Consider the following 19302-nt stretch of genomic DNA (forward strand, 5'->3'; position numbering starts at 1 on the left):
GTGCATGTCAGCACATGCCGTGCTGAACGAGCCGACCAGGAAGGGCCGCCGCATGGCCAAGGATGCGATCGTCAACGACACCCTGGCGGCGAAGTTCGCCACCGAGAAGGACTCTCCCTACACCCGCTGGGTGGCCGCCGAAGGCCTGGACATCATCGCCGCCCATTACATCCCCGACCTGCGCACGGTCGAACTGAAGCCGTGGGAGCGGCGCGGTGGCCGGGGCGTGTTCATCAACCACGAGGCCACCCGCACCTCCAACGACTGCTACGTCTGCGAGATCCCGGCCGGCGGCAAGCTCGCCCCGCAGCGGCAGCTGTTCGAGGAGATGATCCTCGTCCTGGAGGGGCAGGGCTCGACCAAGGTCTGGAACGACGCCGGCGCCGAGGTCAGCTTCGAATGGCAGGCCGGCTCGATCTTCGCCATCCCGCTCAACGCCCACCACCAGCACTTCAACGGCTCCGGCCGGAAGGCGGCCCGCTTCGTCTCCTCGACGAACATGCCCCCGGTCATCAACCTCTACGGCGACCCCGACTTCGTCTTCGACACCCCGAGGGACTTCCCGGACCGCTTCGACGGCGAACCCGACTATTTCTCCCCCAAGGGCGAGCAGAAGGGTCTGCTGCTCGACACGAACTTCGTCGCCGACGCGGTCAACCTGCCGTTGGTCGAGGCGAAGGAACGCGGCGCCGGCGGCGGCCACATCCGGTTCGCCATGGCCAAGGGCTCGATGAACAGCCACATCTCGCAGTTCCCGACCGCCACGTACAAGAAAGGGCACCGGCACGGGCCGGGCGCCCACGTCATCATCCTCTCCGGTGAGGGCTACAGCCTGATGTGGCCGGAGGGCGAGGAGCCCCGCCGCTACGAGTGGGGTCCCGGCACGCTGATCGTGCCGCCCAACATGTGGTTCCACCAGCACTTCAACACCGGCACCGAGCCCAGCCGTTACCTCGCCTTCAAGCACGAGGTGGTCTCCGTCCGCAACGCCCAGGGCGTGCCGAAGGCCTGGATCAGCAAGCGGATCGGCGGCGACCAGATCGACTACGCCGACGAATCGCCGTATGTGCGCGAGACCTTCCGCGAGGCGCTGGCCAAGCACGGCATGGAGCCGCGCATGGACGCCGTCTACGAGGCGGAGCTGGCCACGCTCCCGCCGCTGCCGGAGCAGCCCGCCGGCGTCTGATCCCTGCCACGTCCGGGAAGGAGCGGGACTGTGCCCCACACCGAAGGACACGACCACGACGACGGGGTGCGCACGGTTCACTCGGCGTACCTCCCCGACCACGACCATCTGCATGACGACGAGGACTACGGGGCACTGGAGGACAACCCGATCTGGCAGCAGGACAACGTCACGCTGCACAGCGTCGGCATGGACATCGGCTCCTCCGGCACCCAGGTGGTCTTCTCACGCCTTCACCTGCGGCGCATCAGCGAGGATCTGACGAGCCGCTACCTCGTCGTGCGGCGCGAGACCCTGCACCGCTCCCCGGTGGAACTCACCCCGTACGCCGACGACGAGCACATCGACGCGCCGGCGCTCGGCTCGATCATCGACACCGCCTACCGCGCGGCGGGCGTCGAGCCGGCCGACGTGGACACCGGCGTGGTGATCCTCACCGGTGAGGCGCTGCGTCGCCGCAACGCCGAGGCCATCGCCGGCGTACTCGCCGAACGCGGCGGCGAGCTGGTGAACGCGAGCGCCGGCCACCACATGGAGGCGATGCTCGCCGCCTACGGGTCGGGGGCCGCGCAGGCGTCGTACGAGAGCGGACGGCGCATCCTCAACGTCGACATCGGCGGCGGCACCACCAAGCTCGCCGTCCTCGACCAGGGGCGCGTCACCGGCACCGCCGCGGTCCACATCGGCGGACGCCTCCAGGTGGTCGACGGCGCGGGCCGGATCGTCCGGCTCGACCCGGCCGGCGGTGAACACGCCGCCCGCGCCGGGTACACCTGGAAGACCGGCGACACCGTCACCGGCGAGGAACTGACGACGGTGGCCGAGTCGATGGCGGACGCGCTGGTCGAGGCCGTCACCGCCGATCCGCCGGCCGCCCCCGTCCGGGACCTGTACCTCACCGATCCGCTCCCGGACCTCGGCCCGATCGACGGGGTGATGTTCTCGGGCGGGGTCGCGGAGTACGTCTACGGCCGCGAGGACACCGACTTCGGGGACCTGGGCCGCCGGCTCGGCCGGGCGCTGCGCCGGCGGGTCGACTCCGGCGCGCTGCCGTATCCGCTGCTGCCGGCGGGCGAGTGCATCCGGGCCACGGCGCTCGGCGCCTCGGAGTACAGCGTCCAGCTCAGCGGCAACACCGGGTGCGTCTCCGACGCGGACGCGCTGCTGCCGCGCCGCAACTTGCAGGTCCTGCGGCCGGTTCACGAGCTCGGGGAGGTGGTGGACGCGGGGGCGGTCGAAGCAGCCATCCGTCGGCACCTGGTCGCTCTCGACGTCGCACAGACCGGTGCGGACATCGCCCTCGCCCTGTCGTGGAGCGGACCGCCCAGCTACGAGCGGCTGCTGCCGTTCGCCCGGGGTGTCAGGGACGCCGTCACCGAGCGGACGGCCGAGGGGCGGTCGCTGTACATCGTGCTGGACGGAGATGTGGCGATGACCCTCGGCAGGCTGCTGCGCGAGGAGCTGGGCGTCACCGGCGGCCTGCTCGTCATCGACGGTCTGAGTCTGCGGGACTTCGACTATGTCGACATCGGCCGGGTGCGTTTACCGTCCAACACGGTCCCGGTGACGATCAAGTCGCTCGTCTTCGGCCAGGACCCGCGCTGAGCGTTTCCTCGCCATCGGCCAGGACCCGCAGATCCATCGGACCCCGGACCGTAACAGTAGAGCAAAGCTCTGTTCCGATGGTTAGACCATAAGACCTCTCTTGCTGTTGCATGCAGGGACCCGACATGGTCGGACGCGATCCGCAAAGCGTTCACCGGCCGCCCGACGACACTTCCCCGTTCCCCCGTCGGCGCGGCCGCGTTCCCCCCACACTCTGTGCTCTTCCGTCCGCACCCCGAGCCGTTCGCCTCGTCCAAGGAGTGTGCGATGCGTCAAGGTGCTCTCCCCGCGAGCCTGCTGGCCGCGGGCCTCGTCCTCACCGGCTGCGGCGCCTCCCCCACCACCGGCGCCGCCGGTTCCGCTCCCGCGAAGAATTCCTACGCCCCCTACGAATCGCTCACCGGCAGCGAGCGCACGGACAAGCTCCTGGCCGACGCCAAGAGCCAGGGGGGCACGCTCGACCTCTACACCTCCAACACCGACATCCAGGACCTGGTCGACGCGTTCCAGAAGGCCTACCCCGGCATCAAGGTCCACGCCTTCCGGGCCAACTCGGAGACGGTCCTGCAGCGGGCGGTCCAGGAGAACGACGCGAACAAGCCGCAGAACGACGTCATGGACACCAACGACCTCGAACTGCGGGCTCTGGACGCCCAGCATCTGCTCCACGCCTACCAGGGGCCGGCCGAGGCGGGCCTGAAGGACGCCGCGAAGCACCTCGGCGGCTGGACGGCCGAACGTTTCAACGCCTTCGTCGTCGGCTGGAACACCAACGAGGTCGCGAAGGGCGAGGAGCCCACCGACTTCGCCGACTTCGCCGACCCCAGGTGGAGGGGCAAGCTCTCCGTCGAGGTCGGCGACTGGGACTGGTACGCCTCGATGCACACCTACCTCACCGAGGAGAAGGGGATGTCCGACGCCCAGGCGGACGCCCTGTTCAAGAAGATCGCCTCCAACATCAAGGTGGTCAAGGGTCACACGGTGCAGGGCGAACTGCTCAGCGCCGGGCAGTTCGCCGTGGCCCTGTCCGTCTACAGCCACACCGTGGACAAGGCCGCGAAGAAGGGCGCGCCGGTCGCCTGGCGGCCCGCCGTCGAGCCGGTGATCCTGCGCCCCAACGGCGTGGGCCTGATGACCCGCGCCCGCCATCCCGCAGCCGCACTGCTGTGGACCGACTGGGTCCTCGGCCCGGGCCAGAAGGTCATCGCCGAGTCGCTGCGCATCCCCGCGGCCCAGCACGTGCCCGGCTACAAGGACCCGATTCCGCCCGGCACCACCACCTACAGCCTGTCGGCGACAGCCGAGACCGACACCAAGGAATGGAACTCCGCCTACGACGCGCTGCTGCGCGGCGTCCCCGCGGCGGGCTGACCGCACACCCCCTATCGCATCTCGCTCCAGGAGAGCACCGCATGAGCACCCGTAACCCCACTCTCGCCGTGGCCGTGCTGCTGGTCGCGGCCGTCACCACCGGATGCGGCGGTGCCGTCACCACCGCGTCCAACACCAAGGCCAGCGGCGTCTACGCGCAGATCGCCGGCCTTCCGAAGGACCAACAGCGCGCCAAGGCGCAGGAGCTGGCCAAGAAGGAGGGCGGCACGCTCTCCCTCTACACCTCGATGACCGCGGACATCGCGACGCCGGTAGCGAACGCCTTCGAGAAGAAGTACGGCATCCATGTCAGCGTGTTCCGCGGTAACTCCGAGACGGTTCTCCAGCGGGCCATGCAGGAGGCTCAGGCCGGCAAGGCCGGCGCCGACGCGGTGGAGACCAACTTCCTGGAGATGACCGCCCTCTCGGACAATGGCATCCTGGCCGACTTCAACGGCACGGCCCTCGACAAGGTCGAGGCCACCGGCAAGTTCGAGCACTGGACGGCCAGCCGTTTCAACGTCTTCCAGCCCGCCTGGAACACCGACCTGATCAAGCCGGGCGACGAGCCGCACAGCTGGGAGGACCTGGCGCTGCCCAAGTACAAGGGCAAGCTGACTCTCGAGGTCAGCGACAGCGACTGGTTCGAGAACGTCACCAAGTACTGGCTGGGCCACGGCAAGACGCAGGCCGAGGTCGACAAGCTGTGGAAGGACATCGCCGCCAACGCCAAGGTGGCCAAGGGCCACACGACGATGATGCAGTTCCTCACCGCGGGCCAGACGCCCATGGAGGCGATGAACTACACATACATCACGGACCGCGCCGCCGAGAAGGGCGCCCCCGTGGCCCACCTGCCCAAGAGCGGCAAGTCGTCGGTCCCCGCCTTCGGCCGGCCCAACGGCGTCGGCATGATCAAGGACGCCATGCACCCGGCCGCCGCCTGGCTGTTCTACGACTGGCTGCTCACCGACGGCCAGAAGGAGCTGGTGAAACTCGGGCTGACCCCGTCGACGAAGGTCCCCGGCGACAAGAGCCTGAACGGCATCACCCTGGTGCCCTTCGACGTCGAGGGCCTGAGCAAGGACAACGGCAGCTGGGACAAGAAGTACGACGCGCTGCTGCGCGGTGTCGCGTCCGCGGGGAAGTGACGGCCGATGACCCTCCTGCCCACCTCCCTCACCTCCCGCGACGACGGTCCGGGCCCGGCTCCGGCGCCCGACCCGGCCGACGGCGCCCGACCCGGCAGGCTCGCCCGGCTGGTGCGGCGCCCGCTGTCCCTCCAGGGGCTGCTGGTCGGCGGCGCCGTCGTCATCGTCGGCTACCTCGCGATCGTGCCGCTGGGATACCTCATCCACGACACCTTCCTGAGCGCAGACGGCAACGGTGTCTCCCTCGGGGCCTTCTCACGGGCCTACGGCGGCACCTCCCAGTCCGGCGAGATGATGCTCAACTCGCTCGGCTTCGCGTTCGGTTCGGCCGCCCTGGCGCTGGTGCTCGGCACTGCCCTGGCCTACATCCAGGTACGCACCGACACCCCGTTCAAGGCGCTGTTCTTCGCGGCGTCCCTGGTACCGCTGATCGTCCCCGGCATCCTGTACGCCACCTCGTGGATCTTCCTCGGCGACCCCTCCAGCGGTCTGCTCAACGCACTGGTCTTCCAGCCCCTGTTCGGCTCCTCGCCGATCAACATCTACAGCGTGTGGGGCATGATCTGGGTGCAGGGACTGCATCTCGCGCCGGTCGCGTTCCTGCTGATGGTCGCCGCCTTCCGCGCGATGGACCCCTCGCTGGAGGAGTCCGCCGCCATGTCGGGCGCGAGCCGGCTCACCGTGCTGCGCCGCGTCACGGTACCGCTGCTGCGACCCGCGATGATCTCGGCGGCGCTGCTGATGTTCGTGCAGTCCCTGGAGAGCTTCGAGGTGCCCGGCCTGCTCGGACTGCAGAACGGCATCTACGTCTTCACCAGCCGGATCTACTTCGTCCTGCGGGCCTACCCCGTCGACTACGGAGCCGCCGGCGCCTACGCCATCGGCCTGCTCGTCATCGCCGCCCTGGGCGTGCTGCTCTCGGCATGGCTGCAACGCTCCTCGCGCAACTTCCAGACCGTGACCGGCAAGGCCTTCCGGCCCCGCCCGGTCGAACTCGGCCGCGCCCGGCCCTTCGTCGGCGCGGGAGTGCTCCTCTACTTCCTGCTCACCGTCGTCCTGCCGGTCGCCGTCCTCGTCTACGCCTCACTCCTCAAGTACTACGCGGCGCCGTCGAGCAGGACGATCAGCCAGATGACCCTGGACAACTACCGCACGGTCCTGAACATGCCGCTGGCGTTCACGGCGCTGAAGAACTCGCTGATCGTGGGGCTGGGCGCGGCCACCGCGGTGATGATCCTGACCTCGATCGTGTCCTGGGTGGTGCTGCGCACCAAGGCGCCCGGCCGGCGGGTGCTCGACCTGCTCGCCTTCACGCCGATCGTCATCCCCGGACTCGTCCTGGGCCTCGCGCTGTCGTTCGTCTACCTGCGGATGCCGCTGCCGATCTACGGCACGCTGCTGATCCTGCTGGTGTCGTACTGCACGCGCTACCTGCCCTACGGCATGCGCTACGCGTCCTCGGCGATGGCGCAGATGTCCCCCGAGCTGGAGGAGTCGGCCGCGGTGTCGGGCGCCTCCTGGTTCCAGACCTTCCGACGCGTGGTGCTGCCGCTGATGAGCGGCGGCATCCTGGCCGGCTGGGTCTACATCCTCGTCGTGTCCTTCCGTGAGCTGTCGAGCACGATCCTGCTCTACAGCCCCGGCAAGGAGGTGCTGTCGGTGCTGATCTGGGAGCAGTTCGAGAACGGCCAGTTCACGACCCTGGCCGCCCTGGGCGTCCTGATGGTCGTCCTGCTCGTCGTGCTGGTCTCCGTCGCCTACCGGCTGGGCGCCCGCTTCGGGCTGCAGAACGACTCCGCGAACTAACCGAAGGAACCATCAGCGATGTTGACGGTCGAATCCCTCAAGAAGAGTTACGACGACACGTCGGGACGCAGGTCGAAGCGCGGTTCCGGGGCGGGCACACGGGTGTACGCCGTGGGCGGGGTCGACTTCGAGGTCCACGACGGCGAACTGTTCACGCTGCTCGGCCCCTCCGGCTGCGGCAAGACCACGACCCTGCGCTCCGTCGCGGGCCTCGAACGCCCCACGGAGGGGCGGGTGACGCTCGGCGGGCGGGTCCTGTACGACCACAGCCAGGGCATCAACATGCGGGCCAGCCGGCGCGGGCTCGGCATGGTCTTCCAGTCGTACGCCATCTGGCCACACATGTCGGTCTTCAAGAACGTCTCCTTCCCGCTGGAGGTGCTGCCCCGCACCAAGCGCCCGGACCGCAAGGAGATCGAGGAGCGCGTCGGGCAGGTCCTCGACGTCATTGAACTCGGCGCCTACGCCTCCCGGCCCGCCACCAAGCTCTCCGGCGGGCAGCAGCAGCGTCTCGCCCTGGCCCGCGCACTGGTGACGCGGCCCGAACTGATGCTGCTCGACGAGCCGCTGTCCAACCTGGACGCCAAACTGCGCGAGACCATGCGCTTCGAACTCAAGCGGTTGCAGCGTGAGTTGAACCTCACCGCGATCTACGTGACGCACGACCAGTCCGAGGCGCTGGTGATGTCCAACCGGATCGCGGTGATGAACCAGGGCCGCATCGAGCAGATCGGCAAGCCCCGCGAGATCTACACCAAGCCGGCCACCCGCTTCGTCGCCGAGTTCATCGGCACCTCCAACTTCATGGAGGCCAAGGTCGTCACGGTCAAGGGCGACGAGGTGCACGCCGACACCGCGCACGGCCGGATGGTGGCACGCGGGGTGGAGAGGGCGCCCGGCATCGGGGATTCGGTGCTGATCTCGATCCGGCCCGAGTGCGTCGACCTCTCCCGCGAGCGGCGCGGCAACGTGCCCAACGAGTGGTCGGGCACGGTCCTCACCCGCGCCTTCATGGGTGACGTCGTCGACCACATCGTGGGCGTGGGCGATCTGGAGATCCGCAACCGCTCCAACCCCAACCTCTCGATCCCGCCCGGGACCGAGGTCCACTTCAGCGTCGCCCCGGACAAGGTGACGCTGGTCCCGGTCGACTGAGCGATGGCCATACCCCAGGTACTGCGCAATCGCGACTTCGCCCTCTACTGGGGCGGCGTCGTCCTCTCCCAGATCGGGACCCGGGGCGCCGTCGCCGCCAACCTCTACCAGGTCTACCAGCTCACGGGCTCCACGGCCCAGGTGGGCCTGGTCGGCCTCGCCCAGGCGGTCGCCCTGCTGGTGCTGTCGCCGGCCGGCGGGATCTACGCCGACCGCCTGGACCGGCGCCGCCTGCTGCGGGCCACGCAGGCCCTCGCCCTGCTGGTGTCGGCCGGGCTGGCCGCGATCACGCTCGCCGACGCGGCCACGGTGTGGACAGTCGTCGTCTCCTCGCTGCTCGCGACGGCGGCGGCGACCTTCGACCAGCCCGCCCGGCAGGCCCTGATCCCTGCGATGGTGCCCCGGGAGCGCCTCGTCGACGCGTTCGCCCTGCTCAACCCCTCGCGTGAACTGGCCGTCCTGGCGGGACCGGCATGCGCGGGCCTTCTGATCGCAGCCGGTGGGCCCGGCGCCGTCTATATCTTCGACGCCGTCACCTACGCCGCCCTCGTCGTCGTCCTGGCCGTGCTGCGCGTCCCGCCGCTGGTCGCCGACACCGAACGGGGGTCGCTGCTGGAGAGCCTGCGGGAGGGCGTGCGCTACGTCGCACGCCGGCCCGTGGTCTGGCAGTTGACGGGCCTGGACATGACGGCCACGGTGTTCGGTGCCTACCGGGTGCTGCTGCCGGCCTTCGCCGCCGACGTCCTGCACGTCGGCGCCACCGGGTACGGCCTGCTGTCCGCGGCGCCCTCGGCCGGGGCCCTGATCGGCTCGGTGTGGGTCTTCCGGCTGGTGCGCACGGCCCGTGCCGGGCGGATCGTGCTGTGGGGAACGGCCGCGTACGGTCTGGCCGTGGTGGGCCTGGCCCAGGCGCGCGTGTTCGCCGTCGCGATCGTCATGGCCCTCGTGCTGGGCGCCGCGGACGCGGTCGCGACCACCGTGCGCCATGCCGCCGTGCAGGTCGAGACCCCCGACGAGCTGCGCGGCCGGGTCTCGGCGATCTACCAGATGTGTTCGCGGGGCGGTCCCGCGATCGGCGACTCGGTGATGGGTCTGTTCGCGGGCGCCGTCGGCCCGATCGCGGCGCTGACCGCGGGCGGGCTGGTCCCCGCCGCCGTGTCCGCGGCGAGCGCGCTGCGCAGCCGCACCGTCCGCGAGTACAGCGTGCCCCGGCCGGAGCCCGCCACCCCCTGACCCTCCACCCGCACTCCCCGCTCACTCACGCATGTTGGGAGCCGTCTTGAGTACGCACACCACGACCGAAGTCACCCACTACCACGTCCAGAAACGCCGACGAGCCGCGTTCATCGAGGAGTGGCGCAACAACCACCGCACGATCGTCGCCCTCGAGGACGTCGTGATGCACCCGACCGACCGCGGCAGCCGCGTCGGGGTCTACGTCGGCGCCGACGGCGACCGGCCGACCCGCACCATGGACGCCCTCGCCCACGAGATCGACCCGGGGACGACGACCACCCTGCACCGGCACTCGTGGGACGCCATGGTGTTCGTGGTGGCTGGCTGGGGCTGGACCGAGATCGACGGCAAGCGCATCGACTGGGGCCCCGGCGACTCGCTGCACCTGCCGGCCTGGTCCTGGCACCGCAGCGGCAACGACGGCGACACTCCGACGCGTTACCTCACCTTCTCCAGTGCGCCCCTGCTGGAGACGATGGGCATGGCCGTGATCGAGGACGCCGGCCGCACCCCGGTCTCCGAACTGCCGCCGCGTCCCGCCTTCTCCCCCGGTCGCGACGGCGCCGACCCGTACGCCAACCGACTGCGCCGCCTCGCCCGCGACCAGGAGGCCCGCCGCTCGGGCCGGCTGCACACCAGCTGGGACGAACTCGAACTGCGCAACACCCCGCGCGGCACGCGCACCACCTTCCTCCTCGACCGCGCCATCGGCTACCAGGCGTCCGGCATCACGATGGCGATGTTCGAGATCGGCCCGGGCCGTGCCCAGTCGATGCACCGGCATCCGGGCGAGGCCTGGCTGTACGTCGTCGAGGGCTCCGGCGAGAGCTATCTGGGCACCGAGCCGGAGGGCGGCGAGCGCCACCCGTGGAAGAAGGGCGACATCATCGTCGTCGACCACTTCCTGTGGCACCAGCACATCAACTCCCACCCGGAGCAGACCGCGAAGGTGGTCCGCATCCATATGTTCGACAGCCTGCTGGAGACGATGCGGGCCCTGTGCGATCCGCTGGTGCTCTTCGAGGAGCCGCCGGACCACATCCGCGACGCGCAGGCCGGCGACCCCACGACGATCCAGTGGCCGGCGTTGACGCGGCCCACGTGGCCGTGAACGGGGGCCGGGAGCGGTGAGCGCGGCACTGCCGCACGGCGTCGCCGGGATGCACGCGCTGCCCGCCGACCACCACGACGGGCCGTGGGACTCCGTGATCGTCGAACCCCGGTACAAGGAAAGGTTGTTGGCGACCGCGGTCCTCGTACTCCGGCACGGGCGGCGGCTCGCCGGCTCGGCGGTGGCGCCGCACGGTCTGGTGGTGCTGGCGGGGCCGCCAGGCACCGGGAAGACCACGCTGGCCCAGGGACTCGCGCAGGCGGCGGCGCGCACGCTGACCCCGCACGGCGCGACCACGCTCGTCGAGGTCGATCCGCACGCCTTCCCCAGCGAGATGCTCGGTGAGAGCCAGCGCTCGGTCTCCCGGCTGTTCCGCGAGACCCTGCCCGAGCTGGCCGCGCGCCGTCCGCACACGATCGTCCTCGTCGACGAGGTCGAGGCGCTCGCCGTGCGGCGGCACTCGGCCTCGTTCGACACCAATCCGGTGGACGTGCACCGGGCCACGGACGCCGTGCTCAGCGGCCTGGACGCGCTGCGGGCCCAGCGTCCGGGCACGCTGCTCGTGGTGACGACCAACTTCGCCGAGGCCGTCGACGAGGCGTTCCTGTCACGGGCCGACCTCGTCGTGCGGACCGAGCTGCCCGATGATTCGGTCGTCCCGCGGATCGTCGCCGACTCGCTGCGCGGTCTGGCCGCGCAGTGGCCCGAACTCACCGCGCTGGCCGAGGACCCGGCCGTGCACCAGCGCGTGGGCGAACTGCTGCACGGCCTGGACGGGCGGCGCATCCGCAAGACCGTGCACGGGGCACTCGCCCTGCGCCTGGAGACGGCGCGCGATCCGGCGCTACTGAGCCTCGACGACCTCGTCGCCGCCGCCGAGGAGGCCGCCGCGGAGCGGCCCTGACGTGACCGGAAACGGTCCGGCCCCACACCCCCTCGCAAGGGTGTGGGGCCGAAGTCGTGGGCCTGTCAGGCGTTCTGCGCCGACCCGTACTCGGGCGCGTCCTCCATGAAGTGCACCGTGTCGTAACCGAGGTGCTTGAAGACGCGGTTCTGTGCCGACAGCACCCGCAAGGGCGTGCCGTCGTGGGCGAAGAGCTGGCAGACGTGGTTCTGCGGCACGTACAGCGTGTCGCCCTTGGTGATCTCGTGCCGCGTGGGCTCCTTGGCGATACGCGCGTAGTACTTCTCGGCGATCTCCGCCTCCACCTCCCATTGCAGGGCGTAGCCGCCGCCGTCGAGGACGTAGAAGACCTCGTCGGCCATCTTCCAGTACTTGCCGGAGCGGCTGCCGGCCGGGATGTCGAGCTCGAAGGCGTCGATGGAGAAGATGCGGGCGTCGGTGCGTTCCGGCGAGGACATCACGCGGACGCGGCCGAGCGGGGTGCTCTCCCAGGTGGTGTCGGCGACGCCGATGACCTTCTTGCGGTTCTCGACGCCGGGCGTCCAGATCCGCGACCAGTCCTCGCGCGGCCCGAACTCCGCCTCGCGCTCGACCGGTCCGCTGCGCCCCTGCTGCAGCAGGCCCATGAACATCCAGGTGCTCTTCGCCTTCACGACGAGGGCGGTCGCGGTCTCGTCGTAGGGGTTGAAGTGGCGGTGCACGGAGTCGGTGTGGACGAAGACGAGGTCGTCCTTGGTCCAGTCGTAGCGCTGGTCGTCGTGGATCTCGTAGCCGCGCCCCTGGAGGATGTAGAAGGCCGCCTCGTTCTGGTGGCCGTGTCCGTGGTTGCTGGACTGCGGCGGCAGCTCCACGAAGTGGACCTGAATGGTCTGGGTGAGGAACTCCTCGTCACCGGGGCCGACCCGCCACCACGTCCGGGACTTCTCGCTGTCGCCCGAGTGGGCCACCTTCGCGTCGTCGACGACCACCGAGTCGTCGCGCACCCGCTTGACGGCCAGCTGCCTGCGGCGGAACTCCCCGAGCCCGTACGTCTCCGAGGTCAGGCCGCGGACGAAGACGCGTCCCTTCTTGCCCATGGTGCCTCCTGTGAGGGGCGAAGCCCTCTTCGATGACCGATGGATGCCTGCTGGTGAATACCTGCGTCACTGAATGACTGATGGTCTAACCATAACGCCTTAGCGTGGGACACAAAAGAGTCCCGGACCCGACCCGGTCCGGGACTCGATCAGTTGTGGATCACTCGAATCCGCCTCACTTGCCGGCGCCGCCGCCCCTCACACGCGACGCGGTGCGCCGGATGTGCGTCCGCATGATCTCCGAGGCGACCTCGACGTCACGGGCGGCCACGGCGTCCACGAACTTGCGGTGCTCCTTGGAGCCCTGCTGCCCCATCTGCGGCTCGACGCTCTGCGCCTCGCGCAGGCTCATCAGCAGCGGACCGTGGAAGGACCGGACGAGCATCTCGATCGCGGTGTTGTGCGTGCATGCCGCGACACGGGTGTGGAACTCCGCGGACATCTCCATGTCGTACTCGCCCTGCTTGACCGCCTCGGCATGCTCGTCGCACAGGGCGCGCAGCTCCTCGATGTCCTCGTCGGTCGCGCGCTCCACGACCAGCGGCACGATGCCGAGTTCGAAGACCAGCCGCGCCTCGGTCACCTCGGCCGCGGTCAGCGGCGACAGCGACAGCAGGTCGGCGAGACCCTCACCCACCCGCTCCGACGAGGGCGCGGTCACGAACGCGCCACCGCGGGCACCGAGCCGGATCTCGACCAGCCCGGCGGCCTCCAGGCTGCGCAGGGCTTCGCGCACGGTCACCCGGCTGACACCGAACTGCACGCACAGCTCGCGTTCACTGGGGAGCCGGTCGCCCGGTTGCAGGCGCCGCTCCTTCAGCAGCAGCCGGATCTGCTCGACGATCAGCTGAGAAACACGACTGGAGGAGACCGCCTTGAACAGACCGTCCGGCTGGGCGGCCTTCTTGCCGGTGGTGTCGGTCTGAGGCTGACTCGGTCGCGATGGCATACGCGCATTGTCCCATGGTCAGAGGGTTCGTTGACGTCATCCTACGTAATGGATTAAAGTCATACCAACAGTCCAATCGCGTGACGGGTGACTCCGGGCGAGGAGATCGACGCGGCCATGAGATCCCCCGAAGGCTCCGGAGACGCACTGCGTGAACGCATCGCGCTGGCCTGCCGGGTACTCGCCGTCACCGGGCTCGTCGAGCACATCCTCGGCCACGTCAGCGCACGGACCGGCCCGGAGACCTTCCTCGTCCGCGGGCGCGGACCCGAGGAGCGGGGGCTCGCCTTCACCGTCGCCGAAGACGTACAGGAAGTGACTCTCGACGGAGCGGGCAACCTGCCACAGGGCTGGCGGGCGCCCGGGGAACTGCCGATCCACAGCGAGGTGCTGCGGGCCCGACCGGAGGTCACGGCCGTCGTGCACGCCCATCCGCCCGCGGTGGTCGCCGCCTCCGTCGCCGAACTGCCCTGGATCCCGCTCGTCGGCTCCTACGACATCCCGGCCGCCCGCCTGGCCCACGAGGGCATCCCCGTCTGGCCCCGCTCCGCGCTGATCCGCCGCCGCGACCTGGGCGAGCAGATGGCGGCCGCACTCGGAGACCGTCCCGTGGTCGTCCTGCGCGGGCACGGTCTGGTCGCCGTCGGCACCGGCGACCCGGCCCACGCCGTCGCGGAGGCCGTCACGCGAGCCCTGGCGGTCGACTCCCTGGCCCGCACCACCCTCGCCGTCGCCGCCACCGGCGCACCCCTCCGCCCGATCCCCGACGACGACATCGCCGAACTTCCCGACCTGGGGCCGGCGTTCAACGTCTCGGCGATGTGGCGCCATCTCGCCGCCCGGGTGGCGCACGAGCGCCCGGACACTCCCCTGCACGGCTGACCCGCCCCGCATCCCCGGGTCATGACCGAGCGGAGGATCATGCTCGTCCTCGACAACGAGGTCACGGCCGCCGTGCTCACCGTGCGCGACGTGGTGCGGCACTGGAGGAGTCCCACCGGGGCATGGCCGACGGCACGGGCGGGCGTGTGCCGGCCCCGCGTAGACCTGAACCTGCCGGTTCAAGCCCGTCCTGGACAAGATCCGCGTACAACGGCCCCGTCCGCGAATACCTGCGGCGACGCGGAATCCGGCACACGATCCCAGAGAAGACCGACAGCCAGGCCGACCGCCTGCGCAAAGGCTCACCCGGCGGACGGCCACCATGGCTCGACGAGGACGACTACAAGAAGCGCAACACCGTCGAACGAGCGATCAACCGCCTGAAACAGCACCGGGCCGTCGCCACCCGCTATGACAAGCGCGGCTACGTCTACCTCGGCACCGCGACCGCGGCAGCCCTCACCATCTGGCTACGAACTTGATCGGCCGGACGAATCCTGGACGCTTGCCGCCCCGGGTGATGCGTACAGCGCGGTACGCCCGGCAGCAACGGCTCGATCCGTGCCCACAGCTCATCCGACACCATCCACGGCGGCTGCTCACAGAGCCGGCCAGCGGTGGATCCCCTCCGGGCACAGATGCCAGTGCCCGGAGGGGATCCACCGCTTGTTCGTACGAGGCGTCCCGCTCAGATACCGGGACCCGACGCCATGGGCTTTCCTTACGGGAGAGCTGGGAAGGGCTCGTGGTACGAGCCGGAGACAGGGGTGTCACCTCATGATGCGAGGCGCCTTCGACGACGTCCCTTTGACCGCGCTCTTTCCTCTCCTGACGCCTGCGGATGTGGACTCCTTCAGTCAGGCGGCCCGCACGGTCGACGCGGCTCGTGCAGGTAGAACCACGGCGGGCCCGGGAGCGCACCGCCTCCCGAATCCCTCGTGACGGCAGGCGCTCGAACGGGCACATCGTCCCGAACCCTCACGAGCCATTCCCCGGCACCCGCCGCGCCGGATGCAGAGCCGCCGTGCGCATCGCCGCAACCGCGTCCGGACGTGACGAGGTCACGGTGGGGGCATACGGCCTGCGGGCCGCAGCCGGCCTCAGGCCCTGCGACCAGGCATGGAGAGCGTTCATGAGGCCTGGCGCAGGGGCGCGACGGCGGCCGGCCCGATGGAACCGGGCCCCAACTTCTTCCGGATGCGGTCCACGGCCTGCTCGGCGACGAGCCGGGACTCGCGGGCGGCGTCGAGGCTGATCTGCTCGGCGACCTGGCCGGCGTCGACAAGGTCTTCGGTCCTCAGGCCGATCCCGGTCAGGCGGGCGCGTCGTAGGCCGGCGGCATCCATCAGCTGGTAGGCGAGCGTGCGCAAATCCTCCTCGTGACTGAGGGTTCGGGCAGGCGCCGGGTCTTCCTCGACTTTACCGACCGCAGGAGCTCGTGAACCGGCTCTGAACTGCGGCGATTCATACACTACATGTTCGTGACGATGGGGTGGGGCTGTCGCTGTAACCCGTTGCGGGGATTCGTGGGGCTGGCCGCAGGATCGTGCAGCGACGCCACTTGGGAGTCCGTTGTTTTCGCCCCGCCCTGCGGACCTCGACTCCGGACTGTTGGTGATCACTCCGTGCCCAATATTCGCCGCGCCCGGGCACCGGGAGTTCGTAGGATCCGTGCATGACTGACGAGAGTGAGCGGGCTGTGCAAGCAGCCGTTGGTGGAGAGTTGCGGCTTCTCGATCCTGAGGTGCGTGCTTCTCCGGCCCTCGTTTCGGAGCTTCTGGATGTTCAGTGACAGCTTGCCCGCGGGCACGTCCACCGTGGCCGTCGACCCCGACGCCACATAGGGGGAGACGAGCACCCCGTACGGGTTGGCGTCCGTCAGACTGACCTGGGTGACCGGGTTACCGGACGCATCCGCCGTCCACACCGCGAACGTCAGCGTCGACTTGTCGCCGTCGGCGTCGGTCACGGTGTTCTTCAGCTGGACCTTCTGCGAGATCACCCGCTGAAAGCCGCGGCAGTTGGACTGCGGCGAAGGCCAGGCACTCCCGCTCCAGCCACCGCAGATGGTCCACCAGCAGATACGCGTACGTCCTCTGCGTTCCCGAACCATCATGCAGACGCAGGAACCGGTCCGCCTCCGTGTGCACCGTCCCCTCGGGCCACACGATGGTCCACGACCGCCGCCCGTCCTTCCGCTCGATCTGCTGGACCCTCAGGTCCCCGACCACCACGTGCGGTGAACACTCGTCCTCCGTACCGACTCCAGAACATGACAGACGTCCTGGACTACGGTCCGCGAGCCGCAGGGCAACCGCTCCGGACGGCAGCACGCCCTCCCTCACTTCTGCTCCGCCGCCCTCTCTTCGGGACCTGCGACCGACTTCCCACCCGTAACACCGATCGTTGCCCAGGTGGAGTCGGCGGCTGCCCGGCGGCTCCGCGCCGTCCGTCGAGGGCGCGCTCGACACGCGCCCGACCATCCAAGGAGGAGTCCATGCACCTCGGCAATCGACTGGGGCACCTCTCCTACTCCACGCTCGTGCACCCCGGGGACACCTGGGAGGAGATGCGCGCGAGTCTGTCCACCCACCTGCCCGAGGTCAAGCGCAGGGTCTGCCCCGACGCCCCATTCGGAGTCAGCCTGCGCCTGTCCGGCGCCTCCGCGGCCCGTCTGGCCGACGATGCCGCCGAGCGCCGGCGGCTGACGGAATTCCTCACGGAACACGGGCTGTACGTCTACACGGTCAACGCCTTCCCACAGGGTTCCTTCAAGGGGGCGCTCGGTGATGGAGGACGTCTACGAACCGGACTGGTCCACCGCGGATCGCGTGGCCTACACGGTGGACGTCGCCGACGTGCTCGCCGACATCACCGACGTGGGCGTCGACCCGACCATCCAGACGATGCCGCTCGCCTTCCGGCCCAAGGCGGTGGACGACGCCTACGTCCAGGCGTTCACCCACAACATCCTTCGGGTCGTGGCACATCTGGTCGATCTGGAACGGCGCCGGGGCCGGCGCATCAAGCTGGCCATCGAGCCGGAGCCGTTCTGCTACCTGGAGACCATGGAGGAAACCGCACGGTACTTCGAGGAACGCCTCTACTCGTGCGCCGCCGCCGCCACTCTCGCCGCCCTGGCCGGCATACCGCTGTCAGAGGCCCACGGAGCGCTGCGCCGGCACCTGGGCGTCGTCTTCGACATCTGCCACCAGGCCGTCGAGTTCGACGACGTCCCCGAGGCCCTGCGGCGGCTGGCGGCGGCCGGAGTTCCGGTGTTCGAGCTGCAGGCTGCCGCCGCCCTGTGGGTGCCGGAAGTGACCGAGGAGACGGTCCGCGAGCTGGAGCGGTTCACGGACACCATCTATCTGAGTCAGACCTCCGAGCTGCGCGACGGCGAGATCGTACGGCACCTGAACCTGTCGGACGCCATCGCCCGGAGGCGGAACCCGGCGGACGGCGCGAGTGGCGTACGCACTTCCACGTACCGGTCTTCCTCGACGACCTGGGCCCGTTCCACACCACTCGCTTCGCCGTCGAGCAGGCGCTGGACGCCCACCTAGTGGAGCCGCAGTCGACTCACCTCGAGATCGAGACCTACACCTGGGACGTACTTCCCGCGCATCTCAAGAACGGTGACGTCGACGGCTACGTGGTGCGGGAGCTGGAATGGGTCCGCGGTCGGCTCACAGCCGACCGCGGATGACGCCCTGCGGCCGGTGGGAGGAGGCGTCCCACCGGCCGCCGCGTCAGCGCAGCGGCGGAATGATCCGCTCGCGGCGCAACTCCTCGAACAGGTCGAGGAACGAACGCCGGGAGTCCTGGCTCTCCACGAACCCATGGGCGCGGCTCTTGGTCATGTCCGCGAAGGTCTCGACTTCGCGGCCCAGGTCGCCGTCCGTGTGCCACCAGGATGCGATGCGCTCCAGCGCATGCGGGCGCAGGTCGTACTTCTTCACCATCCGGTCCCAGACGGGGCCGGCGTCGGCGAAGCGCCGCTCCAGGGACTGGGCGTGTCCCGGGTATTGCGCCGGCTCCACACCCAGGGCCGCCGCGACCACCGCCCACATCTGGCGCCACCGGAAGACATCGCCGTTGACCGTGTTGAAGGCCTGGTCGGCTGCTGCGGGCGAGGTGGCGGCCCATTCGAGCTGCCGGGCCAGCAGCCGGGCGTCGGTGAGGTCGGTGACCCCGTGGTACTGCTGGGGGGAGCCCGGGAAGACGAACGGCTCCCCCGTCTCCCGGCACAGCGCGCCGTAGACGGCGAGGGTGACGCCCATGTTCATGAGGTTGCCCAGCGCCCAGCCGATCATGGTGTGCGGACGGTGCACCGACCAGGTGAAACCACCGCGTTCCGCCGCCTCGAAGAGCAGGTCCTCCTGCGTGTAGTAGAAGTTCTCCCCCGGCAGCCGGGGCTGCTCCTCGCGGAAGGGAGTCTCCATCGGCGTCTTCGCGTAGGCGTCGAAGGGACCGAGGTAGTGTTTGAGGCCCGTCACCAGGGCGGCGTGCCGCAGGCTGCCCTGAGCGACCAGCGGATCCAGCACGTTCTTGAGCATGGCGCCGTTGACCCGGACGTTCTCCGCCTCGGTGGTCTGCCGCTGCCAGGTGCAGAAGAACAGGTGGGTGGGGCGCAGGCCGGCGAGGGCCGCGGAGGTGTCTGCGGCGTCCAGGACGTCGGCCCGCACCGGGTTCACCCCCGGTACGGGAACACCGCCGCCTCGGGAGACGCCGTCGACCTGCCAGTCGGCCTCGACCAGTCGTCTGGCCAGGTTGTTGCCGGCTATCCCGGTGACTCCGACCACCAGGGCGCGTCTGTCGTCCGCCATGTGTACCTCCATGCTCGTCCAAGGGTGGATGCAGCTTGACCACT

17 protein-coding genes are annotated in these 19302 nt (G+C 69.7%); 12 read left to right on the top strand and 5 right to left on the bottom strand.

Going from position 1 to position 19302, the window contains the following annotated elements; genetic code table 11:
• Positions 1-4: 4 nt before the first annotated feature.
• The 9 genes from ACZ4WH_RS32350 to ACZ4WH_RS32390 all read left to right on the top strand — a co-directional run bounded on the left by ACZ4WH_RS32350 (position 5) and on the right by ACZ4WH_RS32390 (position 11525).
• Complete coding sequence (locus tag ACZ4WH_RS32350) at positions 5-1186, top strand: cupin domain-containing protein (RefSeq protein ID WP_468187528.1); 1182 nt, start codon at positions 5-7, stop codon at positions 1184-1186.
• A 30-nt stretch (positions 1187-1216) separates the two neighbouring features.
• Positions 1217-2791 carry an ethanolamine ammonia-lyase reactivating factor EutA gene (locus tag ACZ4WH_RS32355; protein WP_468187530.1) on the top strand — a complete coding sequence of 525 codons (1575 nt, stop codon included), beginning with the start codon at positions 1217-1219 and terminating at the stop codon, positions 2789-2791.
• A gap of 267 nt (positions 2792-3058) precedes the next feature.
• On the top strand, positions 3059-4162 hold the full coding sequence (locus ACZ4WH_RS32360) for an ABC transporter substrate-binding protein (protein WP_468187532.1): 1104 nt from the start codon (positions 3059-3061) through the stop codon (positions 4160-4162).
• A gap of 41 nt (positions 4163-4203) precedes the next feature.
• Complete coding sequence (locus ACZ4WH_RS32365) at positions 4204-5313, top strand: extracellular solute-binding protein (RefSeq protein WP_468187534.1); 1110 nt, start codon at positions 4204-4206, stop codon at positions 5311-5313.
• A gap of 6 nt (positions 5314-5319) precedes the next feature.
• A complete protein-coding gene (locus tag ACZ4WH_RS32370) occupies positions 5320-7119 on the top strand; it encodes an ABC transporter permease (protein ID WP_468187536.1) in 1800 nt (599 codons plus the stop codon).
• A gap of 18 nt (positions 7120-7137) precedes the next feature.
• Entirely contained in the window at positions 7138-8274 is a 1137-nt protein-coding gene (locus ACZ4WH_RS32375; protein WP_468187538.1) for an ABC transporter ATP-binding protein, read from the top strand.
• A gap of 3 nt (positions 8275-8277) precedes the next feature.
• On the top strand, positions 8278-9507 hold the full coding sequence (locus tag ACZ4WH_RS32380; RefSeq protein ID WP_468187540.1) for an MFS transporter: 1230 nt from the start codon (positions 8278-8280) through the stop codon (positions 9505-9507).
• A gap of 46 nt (positions 9508-9553) precedes the next feature.
• On the top strand, positions 9554-10621 hold the full coding sequence (locus ACZ4WH_RS32385; RefSeq protein WP_468187542.1) for a cupin domain-containing protein: 1068 nt from the start codon (positions 9554-9556) through the stop codon (positions 10619-10621).
• Positions 10622-10637: 16 nt separating this feature from the next.
• Complete coding sequence (locus ACZ4WH_RS32390) at positions 10638-11525, top strand: AAA family ATPase (RefSeq protein WP_468187544.1); 888 nt, start codon at positions 10638-10640, stop codon at positions 11523-11525.
• 65 nt (positions 11526-11590) lie between these two features.
• On the opposite strand, the gene ACZ4WH_RS32395 is transcribed toward ACZ4WH_RS32390, so the two are convergent.
• Positions 11591-12601 (bottom strand): cupin domain-containing protein, encoded by a 1011-nt coding sequence (locus tag ACZ4WH_RS32395; protein WP_468187546.1) that lies wholly within the window; start codon positions 12599-12601, stop codon positions 11591-11593.
• A gap of 175 nt (positions 12602-12776) precedes the next feature.
• Complete coding sequence (locus ACZ4WH_RS32400; RefSeq protein WP_468187548.1) at positions 12777-13550, bottom strand: FadR/GntR family transcriptional regulator; 774 nt, start codon at positions 13548-13550, stop codon at positions 12777-12779.
• Positions 13551-13667: 117 nt separating this feature from the next.
• Here ACZ4WH_RS32400 and phtC point away from each other — a divergent pair, with 117 nt between their 5' ends.
• Both phtC and ACZ4WH_RS32410 read left to right on the top strand, forming a co-directional pair.
• A complete protein-coding gene (gene phtC, locus ACZ4WH_RS32405) occupies positions 13668-14432 on the top strand; it encodes a 3,4-dihydroxyphthalate decarboxylase (RefSeq protein ID WP_468187550.1) in 765 nt (254 codons plus the stop codon).
• A 122-nt stretch (positions 14433-14554) separates the two neighbouring features.
• A complete protein-coding gene (locus ACZ4WH_RS32410; RefSeq protein WP_468187552.1) occupies positions 14555-14914 on the top strand; it encodes a hypothetical protein in 360 nt (119 codons plus the stop codon).
• Between the two features lie 648 nt (positions 14915-15562).
• Here ACZ4WH_RS32410 and ACZ4WH_RS32415 read toward each other — a convergent pair.
• Together ACZ4WH_RS32415 and ACZ4WH_RS32420 are read right to left on the bottom strand one after the other, a co-directional pair.
• Positions 15563-15802, bottom strand: a complete 240-nt coding sequence (locus ACZ4WH_RS32415) for a hypothetical protein (RefSeq protein ID WP_468187554.1) — start codon at positions 15800-15802, stop codon at positions 15563-15565.
• A gap of 248 nt (positions 15803-16050) precedes the next feature.
• Positions 16051-16434: a hypothetical protein gene (locus ACZ4WH_RS32420; RefSeq protein WP_468187556.1), complete on the bottom strand. Its 384-nt coding sequence runs from the start codon at positions 16432-16434 to the stop codon at positions 16051-16053.
• A 787-nt stretch (positions 16435-17221) separates the two neighbouring features.
• On the opposite strand from ACZ4WH_RS32420, the gene ACZ4WH_RS32425 reads away from it, so the two are divergent.
• Positions 17222-17995 (top strand): hypothetical protein, encoded by a 774-nt coding sequence (locus tag ACZ4WH_RS32425; protein ID WP_468187558.1) that lies wholly within the window; start codon positions 17222-17224, stop codon positions 17993-17995.
• A gap of 186 nt (positions 17996-18181) precedes the next feature.
• On the opposite strand, the gene ACZ4WH_RS32430 is transcribed toward ACZ4WH_RS32425, so the two are convergent.
• Entirely contained in the window at positions 18182-19258 is a 1077-nt protein-coding gene (locus tag ACZ4WH_RS32430) for an SDR family oxidoreductase (RefSeq protein WP_468187559.1), read from the bottom strand.
• Positions 19259-19302 lie beyond the last annotated feature (44 nt).

This window comes from Streptomyces sp. NPDC029138 (assembly GCF_055564375.1).